The organism is Leucobacter sp. USHLN154, from assembly GCF_037145595.1.
Classification (GTDB): domain Bacteria; phylum Actinomycetota; class Actinomycetes; order Actinomycetales; family Microbacteriaceae; genus Leucobacter; species Leucobacter alluvii.
Map to the genome: position 1 here is coordinate 56,191 of NZ_JBBCXF010000005.1, position 11,190 is coordinate 67,380.

Annotated in this window: 18 protein-coding genes; 10 read left to right on the forward strand and 8 right to left on the reverse strand. The window is 68.2% G+C overall.

Features of this window, described 5'->3' with window-relative positions; genetic code table 11:
- Positions 1 to 67: 67 nt before the first annotated feature.
- From WFH23_RS10000 to WFH23_RS10030, 7 genes are all read right to left on the reverse strand, one after another.
- Positions 68 to 880: an ABC transporter permease subunit gene (locus WFH23_RS10000; RefSeq protein WP_336662412.1), complete on the reverse strand. Its 813-nt coding sequence runs from the start codon at positions 878 to 880 to the stop codon at positions 68 to 70.
- Positions 877 to 1,842 (reverse strand): ABC transporter ATP-binding protein, encoded by a 966-nt coding sequence (locus tag WFH23_RS10005; RefSeq protein ID WP_336662413.1) that lies wholly within the window; start codon positions 1,840 to 1,842, stop codon positions 877 to 879. Before WFH23_RS10005 ends, WFH23_RS10000 begins: the two co-directional genes overlap by 4 nt.
- The gene (locus tag WFH23_RS10010; RefSeq protein WP_336662414.1) at positions 1,839 to 2,156 is read right to left on the reverse strand and encodes a PLD nuclease N-terminal domain-containing protein; all 318 of its coding nucleotides are present in this window, start codon (positions 2,154 to 2,156) and stop codon (positions 1,839 to 1,841) included. The genes WFH23_RS10005 and WFH23_RS10010 overlap by 4 nt, the downstream gene beginning before the upstream one ends.
- A 145-nt stretch (positions 2,157 to 2,301) precedes the next feature.
- Positions 2,302 to 3,171 (reverse strand): DUF5808 domain-containing protein, encoded by an 870-nt coding sequence (locus WFH23_RS10015; protein ID WP_336662415.1) that lies wholly within the window; start codon positions 3,169 to 3,171, stop codon positions 2,302 to 2,304.
- A complete protein-coding gene (locus tag WFH23_RS10020; RefSeq protein ID WP_211648940.1) occupies positions 3,168 to 3,509 on the reverse strand; it encodes a PadR family transcriptional regulator in 342 nt (113 codons plus the stop codon). Before WFH23_RS10020 ends, WFH23_RS10015 begins: the two co-directional genes overlap by 4 nt.
- Positions 3,510 to 3,746: 237 nt before the next feature.
- Positions 3,747 to 4,262 (reverse strand): hypothetical protein, encoded by a 516-nt coding sequence (locus WFH23_RS10025; protein WP_336662416.1) that lies wholly within the window; start codon positions 4,260 to 4,262, stop codon positions 3,747 to 3,749.
- Between the two features lie 36 nt (positions 4,263 to 4,298).
- Positions 4,299 to 5,120, reverse strand: a complete 822-nt coding sequence (locus WFH23_RS10030) for a hypothetical protein (RefSeq protein WP_336662417.1) — start codon at positions 5,118 to 5,120, stop codon at positions 4,299 to 4,301.
- A gap of 185 nt (positions 5,121 to 5,305) precedes the next feature.
- On the opposite strand from WFH23_RS10030, the gene WFH23_RS10035 reads away from it, so the two are divergent.
- From WFH23_RS10035 to WFH23_RS10080, 10 genes are all read left to right on the forward strand, one after another.
- Entirely contained in the window at positions 5,306 to 5,986 is a 681-nt protein-coding gene (locus tag WFH23_RS10035) for a hypothetical protein (protein ID WP_336662418.1), read from the forward strand.
- Entirely contained in the window at positions 5,983 to 6,570 is a 588-nt protein-coding gene (locus tag WFH23_RS10040; RefSeq protein ID WP_336662419.1) for a hypothetical protein, read from the forward strand. The genes WFH23_RS10035 and WFH23_RS10040 overlap by 4 nt, the downstream gene beginning before the upstream one ends.
- A gap of 115 nt (positions 6,571 to 6,685) precedes the next feature.
- On the forward strand, positions 6,686 to 7,201 hold the full coding sequence (locus WFH23_RS10045) for an Asp23/Gls24 family envelope stress response protein (RefSeq protein ID WP_211648933.1): 516 nt from the start codon (positions 6,686 to 6,688) through the stop codon (positions 7,199 to 7,201).
- The gene (locus WFH23_RS10050) at positions 7,198 to 7,389 is read left to right on the forward strand and encodes a DUF2273 domain-containing protein (RefSeq protein WP_336662420.1); all 192 of its coding nucleotides are present in this window, start codon (positions 7,198 to 7,200) and stop codon (positions 7,387 to 7,389) included. The genes WFH23_RS10045 and WFH23_RS10050 overlap by 4 nt, the downstream gene beginning before the upstream one ends.
- Positions 7,386 to 7,772 carry an NTP pyrophosphohydrolase gene (locus tag WFH23_RS10055; RefSeq protein WP_090151187.1) on the forward strand — a complete coding sequence of 129 codons (387 nt, stop codon included), beginning with the start codon at positions 7,386 to 7,388 and terminating at the stop codon, positions 7,770 to 7,772. Before WFH23_RS10050 ends, WFH23_RS10055 begins: the two co-directional genes overlap by 4 nt.
- The gene (locus WFH23_RS10060; protein ID WP_336662421.1) at positions 7,773 to 8,360 is read left to right on the forward strand and encodes a DNA/RNA endonuclease G; all 588 of its coding nucleotides are present in this window, start codon (positions 7,773 to 7,775) and stop codon (positions 8,358 to 8,360) included.
- Positions 8,357 to 8,974, forward strand: coding sequence for a hypothetical protein (locus WFH23_RS10065; protein WP_336662422.1), 618 nt, complete (start codon positions 8,357 to 8,359; stop codon positions 8,972 to 8,974). Before WFH23_RS10060 ends, WFH23_RS10065 begins: the two co-directional genes overlap by 4 nt.
- Before the next feature lie 132 nt (positions 8,975 to 9,106).
- Positions 9,107 to 9,688, forward strand: a complete 582-nt coding sequence (locus WFH23_RS10070; RefSeq protein ID WP_090151178.1) for a sigma-70 family RNA polymerase sigma factor — start codon at positions 9,107 to 9,109, stop codon at positions 9,686 to 9,688.
- Positions 9,685 to 10,302, forward strand: coding sequence for a hypothetical protein (locus WFH23_RS10075; protein ID WP_336662423.1), 618 nt, complete (start codon positions 9,685 to 9,687; stop codon positions 10,300 to 10,302). Before WFH23_RS10070 ends, WFH23_RS10075 begins: the two co-directional genes overlap by 4 nt.
- Complete coding sequence (locus WFH23_RS10080) at positions 10,302 to 10,727, forward strand: hypothetical protein (protein ID WP_336662424.1); 426 nt, start codon at positions 10,302 to 10,304, stop codon at positions 10,725 to 10,727. The genes WFH23_RS10075 and WFH23_RS10080 overlap by 1 nt, the downstream gene beginning before the upstream one ends.
- Here WFH23_RS10080 and WFH23_RS10085 read toward each other — a convergent pair.
- A complete protein-coding gene (locus WFH23_RS10085; RefSeq protein ID WP_090151173.1) occupies positions 10,672 to 11,034 on the reverse strand; it encodes a DUF1801 domain-containing protein in 363 nt (120 codons plus the stop codon). The genes WFH23_RS10080 and WFH23_RS10085 overlap by 56 nt on opposite strands.
- Positions 11,035 to 11,190: the final 156 nt, after the last annotated feature.

The window sequence follows — 11,190 nt, forward strand, 5'->3', positions numbered from 1 at the left end:
TGCTCAACATGATGGGTATGCCTTTCCATTTCCGGCCAGTGGAACGTTGCAAGCCTTCTGCGCGGCCTCACCGCAGCTCCCGGCGCCGAAACACCACTACAGCCACCGCAACCAGCACCACGCTCACCCCGAGCCCGGTCCCCACCGGCCACCACAGCGCGGAAGCATCCGGGGGAGTCCCCGTCGCGACCGCAGCGGCGGCTGGGAGGAGGCCCGCGGGGGTGAACTCCGCGAGACGGGGCGCCACACCGGCCAGGGCGAGCACGAAGAACGTGCCAACGCCGACGCCCGCGGCGGCCGCCATCGCGTCGAAGGTCGCCGAGGCGAGCAGCGACACCGTGATGAGCACCGTGGCAAGTACGACCCACAGGCCGGTCGCGCCGAGCATCGCCCCGAGATTGTTGGCGCCAACACCGTCAACACCAGTGCCGTCACCACCACCACCGAACACCACCCAGGTAACACCCCAAGACACCAACGCCCCCACGAACGCCGACACCGCAACAAACCCCACGAGCACCACCGCGTGGCTCACCACATACGCGGCCCGCGAGGCGGGCTTCACAAGCAGCAGGGACGCGACGCCCGAGCGCACTTCGGTGTTGATCGCTCCGGCGGCCATGATCACGACCACGAAGACGGCGAGCTGTGAGAGGTCGGTGATCCAGCGCGCTGCCGCATCAGCGGCCGTGGGCTCGGGCAGCGCGAGCGCGGTGAGCTCGCCACCGCCGAGCGCCCCGGCGAGAATCTCATTGGTGAAGCGCGCGATGAGGGGGCCGCTCGCCGCGAGGAAGACGAGCACGACGGGCAGCACCCAGATGCGCCAGGTGCGCACGACCTCGCGAGCGCGCAGGCGCAGGAGCGGAAGCATGGCGTTCATCGGGCACCCTCCACGAGGTCGACGAATACGTCTTCGAGGCTGGCCGCGCGAGGTTCGAGCCGGAAGAGGCGGCAACTGAGCGAGCTCACGACGGCGGCGACGCGGGCGGCGCCGTCCTCGACATCGTCGACGGTGACCACGAGGGCGCGCGACCCGGGGGCGTCCTCGGCCACGTCGAGCACCCAGCCGGATCCGGCACCAACCCTCGTAGCAGCACGAAGCGCCTCGCGCAGCCGCTCCGGTTCATCGGTCTCGACGACGAGTCGACTGCGCGATCCGCCGAGCCTGGCCCGCACATCGCGGAGCGCACCTTCGGCGGCGACGCGTCCGTTGCTGAGAATTGCGACGTCGTCGCAGACGCGCTCGACGTCGGGCAGCAGGTGCGTGGAGAAGAACACGGTCGTCTTTCCTTTGAGTTCGGTGATGAGTTCGAGCACGGCTCGGCGGCCCATCGGGTCGAGTGCGGAGGTCGGTTCGTCTAGCACGAGCAGCTGCGGGCTGTTGATGAAGGCCTGCGCGAGGCCGAGTCGCTGGCGCATTCCGCGTGAGTATCCGCCGACGCGGGCGCGGGTGTCGGCGAGGCCGGTGAGTTCGAGCAGCTCAGGAACCCGGCGGCGAACAGTGCTCTGGGGGAGCTGAAACAGCGTCGCGGCCTGCTCGAGCACCTCGCGCGCGGTCATCCACGACGGAAACCCGGGAACATCGGGGCAGTAGCCGATGAGGGGCCGCACCTCGGTGCTGCCGGGCGCGTGGTCGAGCAGGCGGGCGCTGCCGCTGGTCGCGCGGGCGAGGGCGAGCAGGATCCGGATCGCCGTCGTCTTCCCCGCCCCATTCGCGCCGAGAAAGCCGAACACCGACCCCCGCTCGACCCGCAGATTCAGGCCGTCGAGCGCGAGGCGCGATCCGTAGTGCTTCGTGAGCGAACGGGTTTCGATCGCGGGGGAGTCGTGGGGGCCGCTCATCGCTGCGCCCCGGTCGCACCGGGCTCGGAGCCGTACAGGCCCTGGACGGTGCTCGCCACGTTCGCCGGAGCCTGCGCGGCAGTGTCGGCGACGGGCGCGGGCCGGCGGCCCACCGCGAGGAACAGGATCGGCCCGATCGTATTCGCGATCAGGATGATGAGGACCCACGGCCACTTGCGTCCGAACTGCACCCGCTGCGTGGGGGTCTTGACGAGCACCAGCAGGCTGACCGCGGCGAGTAGCGCCTGCAGCGACAGGGCAATCACGACGATGAGCCCGGTCGTAGTGGCCAGGGAGGGGAAATCCGTATTCATGCGCGATCTTCTTTCTCGGCGTGCGAAGCCAGCGGGTAGGTATTGCCTACATCCTTGCAATACAAAGTACCCGAGTCAAGTCAGCCGTTTCGGTGGTCGGATCGCGCAGCGCGCCGCCGCCTCAGCCCAGGCGGGTTCGTTTCGCTTACGGAGCCGGCGTCGTATCCGCACCCGCACCGGCCGCGCGCCAGGCACGGCGCAGCCCCGCCCGCAACGGCAGCACGATCACGGCGAGCGCTGCGGCGATCCCGAGGGGGAGGGTCGCGGGGACGAGCAGCCCCCAGCGGCCGCGCGGGCGCCGCGCGTCGAGTATCGATGCGGCGATCACGGAAGCCGACATCGCGGTGAGCGTCGTCGCGCTCGCGGTGCGCACGAGCTGGTCCTCGGTCGACGTCTGCTCCCGTGCGGCCCACAGTGCCGCGCCGACGCCGAGCGCAGCGGTAGCGGCGAGTGCGCGCTTCGATCCGGAGCGATTGCGCCGCCCGGTGAGGCCGAAGCCGGAGGCGACGCGGTCGGGGAGCCGCTTCCAGGTCAGCGCCAACGCGCCGGACGATGCCGCCGCGATCACGAGGGGAGTGAGCTGCGCCGTGCGCACCGCGCGATCGGGAATCTGATCGAGCACATCACTCGTGGCGTCATCGGGGCGGATGAGCCGCATCCGCACCGCGAGCGCGCCGAGGTTGACCGTCCACCCGGCGCCGAGCAACCGCGGCACGAAGAGCCGCGGGCTCTCGGGATTCCAGGTGCGCGACCGCACCTCGGCGCTCAGCGGTCCCCGCAGCTCGACGGGCACGCCGAGCACGCGGAGCTTAGGGTTCTCGGCAGGGGAGTCGCTCGTCAGCGCCTCGAGCAGATCCGCAGCGTAATCCTGAGCCGGCCCCAGCGCCTCGACCTGATCGATGCCGGCTTCGGAGAGCTCGTCGAGCTGGGCTGCGAGCGCTTCGAGCGCGAGCACCCGATCCTGCCGTGAGAGTGCGCCGAGGTGCGCGTCGACCTCCCGCAGATACATCTTCATGCGTCGCCCTCCAGCTGCAAGATGCGGTGCATCGCCCCGCTGAGGGCGCTCCATGCGGCCGCTCCTTCCGTGAGTGCGGCGCGGCCCTCGTCGGTGAGTCGATAGTACTTGCGCGGCGGGCCGCCCGCGGCCTCCACCCAGCGCGTCTCCACCTTGTCAGCCTTGTCGAGTCGCGCGAGCAACGGGTAGACCGTGCCCGGGGTCGCGGTCAGCGCCGGATACTCGCCGAGCTGCTCGATGATCTCGATCGAGTAGCACTCCTCGCGGTCGAGCACGGCGAGAATCGCCAGTTCGAGCACTCCCTTGCGCAGCTGCGCGGTGCGATCACTGGTCGGCATGCTGAACAGCCTTGCAATACCTAGGTGGGTTGTCAACGCGGGAGCACTCGAGCTGCGGCGGAAGGCCGCGACGCCGCACGCCGACACCGACCCGATCGGGGCGGGGCTTCTTCGAGAAGCTCGGCGGATCACGCAGCAGGTGCGCGCTATCGGCTTCTCGTGTCATCTCCACCTCCGAGTGCCTTCCTCCGGGCACACCGGAGGGCCCTTCCCCGGCGTGAGTGCTGCTCGGTGGGATCAGTGGCCGACGGCGGTGCCGAACAGCACCCGATCGACGACGTGATCGCGTCGCGGTGGCGACTCGACGATGTACTCCAGCAGATCCTCAAAACGGGAGCATACGACGCTCGCGTCTTCGAACTCCGGCTCGGCTCCGTGGACGACAGCTCCATCGTCTCGCACGGCCAAATACTCGTAGCCATCACGAACCGAGAGCAGGATGGGAACGTGGCGACTCCAGAAGCGGGAAACCGCGGCCGCCTCATCGTTCGTTATCGCCGCCTGGATGCTCAGCTGTTCGAGCTCGTTCCACGCGAATGCGCGCTCCGGCCCGGAGGAGTAATCCTCTCGAGACCAGAACCACGTCGTCTCGTCTGCGCTCGACAGCAGTGAGAACGAGGACACCCAGCGGATCGCCGCTCCAGGGGCCGCGCGCAACGCGGAAGGAACACCGCCGCCGGGAGACAGGGGCGGCTCGTACGCCCATCCGACCGCATGCAGCGATTCGGCCGCTGACCTGCAAAGATCCGTCATGGTGTCAACTCCCGCGCAATCCCTTCGGGCGGCCGGTCACGTGGTCGCGCCGGTGTTCGCCCACTCCAATGTCGACAGTTTCGCCTCGATCGTCTTGAGGCCGATGTTGCCGCAACCGACCAGGGTGGCCCTGCGGAGAGCCGGGAGGTCGTTGATGGCCGCGATGCCGGTGATCTTCTTGCAGTACTGGATGTTCACGACCTCGAGTCGCTGCAGAGTGGCCAACTCCGAGATATCTCCGAGCGAGGTGAGATTCTTCAGCCGCAACGACTCCAATTGGGGGAGCACGCTGATCCCGGTGAGGCTCGGCAGTGTGCGTCCACCGATCAACCCGAGCCGGCGCAGCCCGACCGGTTCGACGAGGCGGAAGATCCCCTCGTCAGTGGGCACGTTCAAGAGGTTCAATTCCTCCAACGGAAGCTCGAGCGCCTGCCGCACGTTGTTCAGAGATCTCTGCGGGTAGAGGGAGAGAGCCCGGAGTTCGGGGAAGTGCTCGGTCGTGAAGCGGAAGGGTTCGCCGACGTAGAGGGTTTTCAAGTTCGGCAGCACGACGTCCGGCCACACCAGGGTCCGCTCACTGATGTGTATGGAGAGCTCCTCCAGACCCTCGGGGAGGTCGCCTTGCCGCAGCTGGGTGACGACGGTGCGGAGGACCCGCCCGGGCCCGATGCTGAGGGATTTCAGTCCGGTCATCGCTGTGATGATCTCGGGGAGGCGGTCGATGGGTCCCTCGAGTGGAGACCACAGGTGAACATCGGTGATGCGCGACAGCTGCTCGGTGTCGTAGGGCTGATCGTAGAAGACGAAATCTCTGTCCGGCGCATCGAACCGATCCTGATGCGCGCTGTGCAACACCATGGTCCGTCTGCCTGCTGACACCTGCATCCGCCGCCCCCGACTCCGTCGACTGTCGTCCACACCAGAACCCAGAGTACTGGTGCGCGCTGTCGTCGTCCCTGCCCTGCGGGCCCGCCGTGCCCGCCCCGCCGCGCCCGCGCATGCTTCGCGTGCGTCGTCGTCATCGCGATAATGGAGGAGTGGTGGTGAATCGGGAGGTCGTGACCTACGACGGGCTGCCCGCCTCGGCGGGCGGTGCGCACTCGCTTCGCACCAAGAATCCTCGCAAGGCGTACGAGAGTGTGCAGTCGTTCCTCGATGCCGCCGTACTGCCGCTCGGAGCGCCGGAGATGTCCTTCCGGCTCTGGGCCGGAGGCCCGCCTGACATCGCAGACCGGTTCATAGCGTTCGCGACGGCGCAACTGGGCGGGCCGCACAGCGTACAGCGCACGTCCACTGAGTGGCGGGTTCGCTCGGAGAACATCGATGCCGCGCTCGACGCCCTGAGTAGCGCCGACTCGGGAGCGGTCACCGCGCACGGGCACCCACTGGCCGCACTGATCTGGAGCGCGCAGGCGGCTCTGACCGATCCCGTGACAGGAAGGCCGTACACCGGGATCGACGCCGACGCGTTCGGCGGGTTCGCGGTTGACGGGTACGGGCGCCTCCTCGGTGCATCCGGGGTGCGTGCTGCATTCGGTACGACCGCGTCCTCACTCTCGCTCTGGCTCGGGTTGCCCGCCGACGACCGACTGCACGATGCTGCCGCTCACGTGCAGAAGCACCTGCCCGTCCGCCTGTCAGCGAAGCACTGGCGCCGCTGGAGTGTCACGAACGATGGGCACTCCTACCGGGCGACCAAGATCACGTCACCGCTGGTGTCATGAGCGCACCGTCGAAGCTCCACCGGTTGTGCGTCTTCCTGACGGTGGAGGATGAGGAACAGCTCAGCGCTGCAATTCGGTCTGCGCTGCCGGCAGTGAGGTTCGTCGACGCTGCTCAACAACCCGAGACGCCCGCCCCGACGTTTCGCTCGTCGCTGAGCGAGTGCGCAGGCCCGCACGTCACTCTCGTGGACACGAGCATCGTCTCCGAGAGCACGTTCCATCGCGATGACGTGGTGCAGCACCCGTCCGGTCGCGGGTGGGTCTATGCGATCGTGGGAACCGGCCTTGCGAGCCTGGTGCGATCACGGTCTGCAGATGACGGCTTGCACAACGGGGAACTCCGCGCATCCGTGCCGCTCGGGGACGCCCGCACCGCCGAGTACATTCGCGGGCTGATGCTCCTGGTGCGCAACGGGGGGACGAGCGTGTTCGCCGTCGATCCGTCGACGACCGCCATTGCGCGGCGCGCGGAGGGAAACTTCATCGCGTGGCCGGACGCCGCTGTGCGTTTCGGGACGCGGGAGGCACCGCTGCTCACCAACGGTCCAACGGCGTGGTTCACCGCCGAGCGCAAAAAAGTTTGACATTTTTTGTGACAGATCGTGCCCGGGTCGCGTCCAATGGGTAGAGCGATCAACTTCGCTCGCCAGAGACGGAGCGGCACATCTGCCGCCCGACGATTCCCAGGAGGCAATGCAGATGGCTACGAACGAGACGAACACGTCGGCGACGCTCGAGAATGCAGCAACCGCGCCCGTCGGTAAGAACCGCGGCCCGGCGGCACGCGTCGATCGCGTGTCGACGGCGACCGGCGCCGGATCGGTCGCCGAGACTTCGGCGGGCCGCACCACGATCGCGGAGGGCGTCGTCGCCAAGATCGCGGGCATCGCGGCACGAGAGGTCTCCGGCGTGCACGCCCTCGGCGGCGGCGGCGCTCGAGCACTCGGCGCTCTCCGCGACGCGGTGAACGCCACTGACCTCACGCAGGGCGTGAAAGTCGAGGTCGGCGAGACGCAGGTCGCCGCCGATCTCACGATCGTCGTTGACTACCCGATGCCGATCCAGGAGGTCGCCGAGAACGTTCGAAGCGCCGTCGGCGCGGCGATCACGCGCCTCGTCGGGCTGCAGGTCGTCGAAGTGAACGTCGCCGTGAACGACGTGCACCTGCCCGGTGACGATGCAGAAGACACCGATGTCGAGGCTCGCGTTTCATGAACGCGACACTGACCGGAGTGGCGATCGGCGCCGCGCTCGCCTTCGCCGCACTGATCTTCGGATTCTGGGGATTTCTCCTCGTCGCGGTGTTCATGGCGATCGGCGCTCTCATCGGGGCCCTCGTGTCGGGTCGCATCGACACTCGCGCCCTCGTCGGGGCGTTCACCGGGCGGCGTACGTCGTCATGAGCGCAGCAACTGCCGCCGATCCGGATCCCACGACGCCGAAGACTGATGTACCCCTGCCCGGCGGGGTGCGCGTGCACGAGCGCGTGCTCGGCAAGATCGCGCGCCAGGCGTCGGCCGCAGCCGTCGGCGTGACCCGCGACGACGTGCACGCCGAGGTGGTCGAGTGGGGCGGGGGATTGGCGGTGCGGCTGTCGACCAAGCTGCCGATCCCCGACCTCGCCGATGCCGAGGCGATCCGATCGGGCCCCCCGATCATCGAGCGGGTGCGCGCGGTGCAAGTCGCCCTCGCCGATGATCTGGAGCGGATCACCGGTCGGAAGATTCGCCGAGTCTCCGTCACGGTCAACGGTGCCATTGTCGCCGAACGAAAGCGGGTGAGATAGATGTCGAACACCGTGCTGCAGCGGGTCGTGCGTCGTGAGACGCACTCGCCGCGCACCGTCGCAGCGGTGATCGTGCTCGTGGCCGTCAGCGCTGCTGCGGTGCTGGCGGGCATCGAGATCGTCCGCGACGTCGCCGGCCGTGATCCGATGCTGCTCTCCCCGGGAGCTGGCCTGCAGTGGCTGGCGGATCTGCCCCAGGCGCAACCGGCCGGTGCCGTGATCGCGGGTGGAGTCATTGCGGTGGCCGTGGGCCTCATCTTGATCTGGCTCGCCCTCGCCCCCGGTCGTCGACCGAAGCAGGCGATGGCCGGCTGCTCGACTGCGGTCGTCTGCGACAACGGCGTGATCGCATCGTCGATCGCCGAACAGGTGCGGCGCACGTTCGATCTCGCGAGAGGCGCGGTCGTGGTCGGAGTGGGATCCCGCAGCATCGACGTCACGGCACGACCCGAGCCGGGCCAGAGCATCGAGAAAGCGCGGCTTCGCCGCACTGCCGAGGAGGAGCTCGCTCGCTACGACCTGTCGCGGACCCTCACGGTGCACGTCCGCATCGCGAAGCCCATCGACGAGGAAGGAGATGTTCGATGAATGCCACCAATCGGGGTCTGAACCGCAGCATTCTCTTCGGAGCCGGCATCGTACTCGTCGCCGTCGGCGCGGCCGCGGTCGCCCCGGCACTGTGGAGTCGCTTCGCAGACGCCTGGCTGCAGGGCGCCGACGCTGCGACCGCATGGATGCACGAGGCGGTCGAAAGGACCCGACTGAATGAATCGACGCCGGTGAGCTGGTTCGCGCTCGCAGTGCTCGCCGTGCTGCTCGCCGTCGTGGTGGTCGCTTGCGTGATCGTCGCCCGACTCGGCGGGGGCAAGAGCAGAACGGTGATTCGCCAAGAAGCGGGCGACGGAGCTCAGGGCGCCGTCACCGTCGGTCACGGGTTCGCCGTGGACGCCTTCACGCACGCCCTGGCCGGGCGCCCCGAGATCCTCTCGTTCCGGGTCGCCGCACGAAAGGTGCGAGGCGCCGATGTGCTCCACGTGAGCGTCACACCGCGCCAGCAGGCGTCGCCGCGCGAGGTCGCGGAGACGATCGGCCAGCTGACTGAGAACCTCTCGATGCTGCTGGGGCGCGAGACGCCGACGCTCGTGACGATCCGATCCGGAATACGGTCGCGGCTCTCGGCAGACGGGTCGCGCGTGCAGTGAGCGATTCGGTGACGGCCAGCGGGGAGGCGGTGGCAGCACCGGCGCTCGTCAAGTTCAACGTCGGAACACGATAAGGTCAGCGCATGACAGCGTCTGCGCGCATGGGTCCTCCCGAGCGAGGGCCTGCGAAGGATGGGGCGATACAGGGTGAGTGGTGAAGATCGCGCGCTCGGCATAGCGGCAGCCGACGACCGGATCGTCGCAGGTCGAGCAGCAGACGGCGACCCGGAGGCCTTCGCGGTGCTGGTGCGCAGGTATACGCCGATGATGCGCGCCTACGCTCGTCGGCTGCTCAACGGAACAGCGGATGTCGACGACGTCGTGCAAGACGCATTCGTGACGGCCTGGGAACAGCTTCCCGGCCTCGAAGACCCGGGAAAGGTGAAGAGTTGGCTGATGCGCATCACCAGTCGCAAAGCAATCGACCGGCTCCGAGCCGCCAGACCGCACTCGGACGTGGACGCCGTCGAACTGCCGGCGTCACCGCGCTCAACTCCGTCACGGCAAGTCGAGGCTCGTGCCGGTATCGCGGCGCTGCACGCGGCGCTGAACGAGCTTCCGGAATCGCAACGAGAGTGCTGGGTCATGCGTGAGATCGGCGGCAGCTCCTACGACGAGATCGCCGAAGAGCTGCAGATCCCGCGTTCGACCGTGCGAGGGTTGCTTGCCCGCGCACGAAAAGACATCATCGTTCGGATGGAGCAGTGGCGATGAACGACATCAACATGCCGGATCCGAGCGGCCCAGGGATGGAACCGGACGATCTCGACGGTCACACGATCGAAGAGCTCTCCGACTACCTCGACGCCGGCCGCACGCCGGTGAACACAGCCATCGAGGGCTCCGCGGGGTGCCGAATCGCGCTCGACGCGCTCCAACGGCTGAGACGACTCACACCCGAGCTGCTCGCCGCGGATACGGCAGCCGAACCAGAGGCCGACGAGGGCTGGGTGCAGAAAGTGCTCAGCGGAATCACCCTCGACGCCAGAGCCGGGCGGCGGGTGCCCATACCGAGCCCGGATGCCGGCGCCGATCTCGGCATCACCGAGGGCGCGATTCGAGGTATCGTGCGCGCCGCGGAGCATGACGTTCCCGGTGTGCTCATCGGACGGGTGCGGCTCGACGGAGACGTGACCGAACCCGGTGAGCCGGTCACTGTGTGCGCTGAGGTGAGCATCGCGCACGGCCGATCGATCCCGGCCGAGGTGGAACGGCTGCGCGCCGCCATCGCCGCTCGTCTCGCGAGTCACGCGGTCATGAATGTCGCAGCGATCGACATCGTCGTACACGATCTGCACGGCGTGACGCAGCAAGGGGGAGCGCAGTGATGAGTGCGATGTCGAACGAGCTGCTCGCCTCGCGGATCGAGGCCGCGGCGCTCGCCGTACCCGGGGTGGCTTCGATCCTCCGACGGGGCGCCGCTGTGCGCAGCGTCATCGACTCGGGCACCAGACTCCTCGGAATCGGTGACGGCCCGGCTTCCGCGGTACGGGTCGAGCAGAGGGACGCAGAGGTCGAGGTGGAGTGCACCGTCGGAGTCGTGCGATCCCGCGGCGCCGCCGAAACCGTGCGCGACCTCCACCGAGAGATCGCCGACGTGGTGCTGCAGCTCACGGGTCTGCCGGCGGAGATCCGCATCACCGTCGGGCACGTCGATGAGGTGGCGCCGCTCGATCCGATGGCCCAGTGCGCCGCCCCTACTGCCGCTTCGCCTCGATCTCGCGCACGTGCACGCGCACGAGATCCGCGATGAGCTCATCAGGGAGCGGCGCCTGCAGCGTGAACTGCACGGCATGCGCGGTGGTCTTGTACGGGGTGAGTCGATCCTGCAGCTCTTCGAGCGCCCATGACGACGGGTAGAAGCTCAGGTGCTTCTTCGACGCCGTGAAGTAGACGAGCGCCCGCCCCAGATAGGAGAGGGTCGGCATCCCGTAGCTCATCGACTCGACAGCGTCGGGCACGAGCGATGTCACGAGCGCGCGAATCCGTTCGAGCTCGGCGCGAGGCTCCGGATCGAGCGCGGCCAGATACTCGTCGATCGTTGCCGCCTTCGAGACCATGAGGTGAGTGTACTCCGACGCGGTCGGTGCCGACCGTCGGAGATTCGGCGTCGGTGAGGCGATCGCCGGGGGATGCGTCTCACCGACGCCGAATCTGTCACCGAAGCCGAGGCGCACAGCGCTCCTGCCAAGGAATCTCTCATCGACGCCGGATCT

Excerpts from the sequence above, each read along its gene's own strand:
- WFH23_RS10000 (WP_336662412.1), bottom strand. The coding sequence starts at position 880 with ATGAACGCCATGCTTCCGCTCCTGCGCCTGCGCGCTCGCGAGGTCGTG.
- WFH23_RS10005 (WP_336662413.1), bottom strand. The coding sequence starts at position 1,842 with ATGAGCGGCCCCCACGACTCCCCCGCGATCGAAACCCGTTCGCTCACG.
- WFH23_RS10010 (WP_336662414.1), bottom strand. The coding sequence starts at position 2,156 with ATGAATACGGATTTCCCCTCCCTGGCCACTACGACCGGGCTCATCGTC.
- WFH23_RS10015 (WP_336662415.1), bottom strand. The coding sequence starts at position 3,171 with ATGAAGATGTATCTGCGGGAGGTCGACGCGCACCTCGGCGCACTCTCA.
- WFH23_RS10020 (WP_211648940.1), bottom strand. The coding sequence starts at position 3,509 with ATGCCGACCAGTGATCGCACCGCGCAGCTGCGCAAGGGAGTGCTCGAA.
- WFH23_RS10025 (WP_336662416.1), bottom strand. The coding sequence starts at position 4,262 with ATGACGGATCTTTGCAGGTCAGCGGCCGAATCGCTGCATGCGGTCGGA.
- WFH23_RS10030 (WP_336662417.1), bottom strand. The coding sequence starts at position 5,120 with ATGGTGTTGCACAGCGCGCATCAGGATCGGTTCGATGCGCCGGACAGA.
- WFH23_RS10040 (WP_336662419.1), top strand. The coding sequence starts at position 5,983 with ATGAGCGCACCGTCGAAGCTCCACCGGTTGTGCGTCTTCCTGACGGTG.
- WFH23_RS10045 (WP_211648933.1), top strand. The coding sequence starts at position 6,686 with ATGGCTACGAACGAGACGAACACGTCGGCGACGCTCGAGAATGCAGCA.
- WFH23_RS10050 (WP_336662420.1), top strand. The coding sequence starts at position 7,198 with ATGAACGCGACACTGACCGGAGTGGCGATCGGCGCCGCGCTCGCCTTC.
- WFH23_RS10055 (WP_090151187.1), top strand. The coding sequence starts at position 7,386 with ATGAGCGCAGCAACTGCCGCCGATCCGGATCCCACGACGCCGAAGACT.
- WFH23_RS10060 (WP_336662421.1), top strand. The coding sequence starts at position 7,773 with ATGTCGAACACCGTGCTGCAGCGGGTCGTGCGTCGTGAGACGCACTCG.
- WFH23_RS10065 (WP_336662422.1), top strand. The coding sequence starts at position 8,357 with ATGAATGCCACCAATCGGGGTCTGAACCGCAGCATTCTCTTCGGAGCC.
- WFH23_RS10070 (WP_090151178.1), top strand. The coding sequence starts at position 9,107 with ATGGGGCGATACAGGGTGAGTGGTGAAGATCGCGCGCTCGGCATAGCG.
- WFH23_RS10075 (WP_336662423.1), top strand. The coding sequence starts at position 9,685 with ATGAACGACATCAACATGCCGGATCCGAGCGGCCCAGGGATGGAACCG.
- WFH23_RS10080 (WP_336662424.1), top strand. The coding sequence starts at position 10,302 with ATGAGTGCGATGTCGAACGAGCTGCTCGCCTCGCGGATCGAGGCCGCG.
- WFH23_RS10085 (WP_090151173.1), bottom strand. The coding sequence starts at position 11,034 with ATGGTCTCGAAGGCGGCAACGATCGACGAGTATCTGGCCGCGCTCGAT.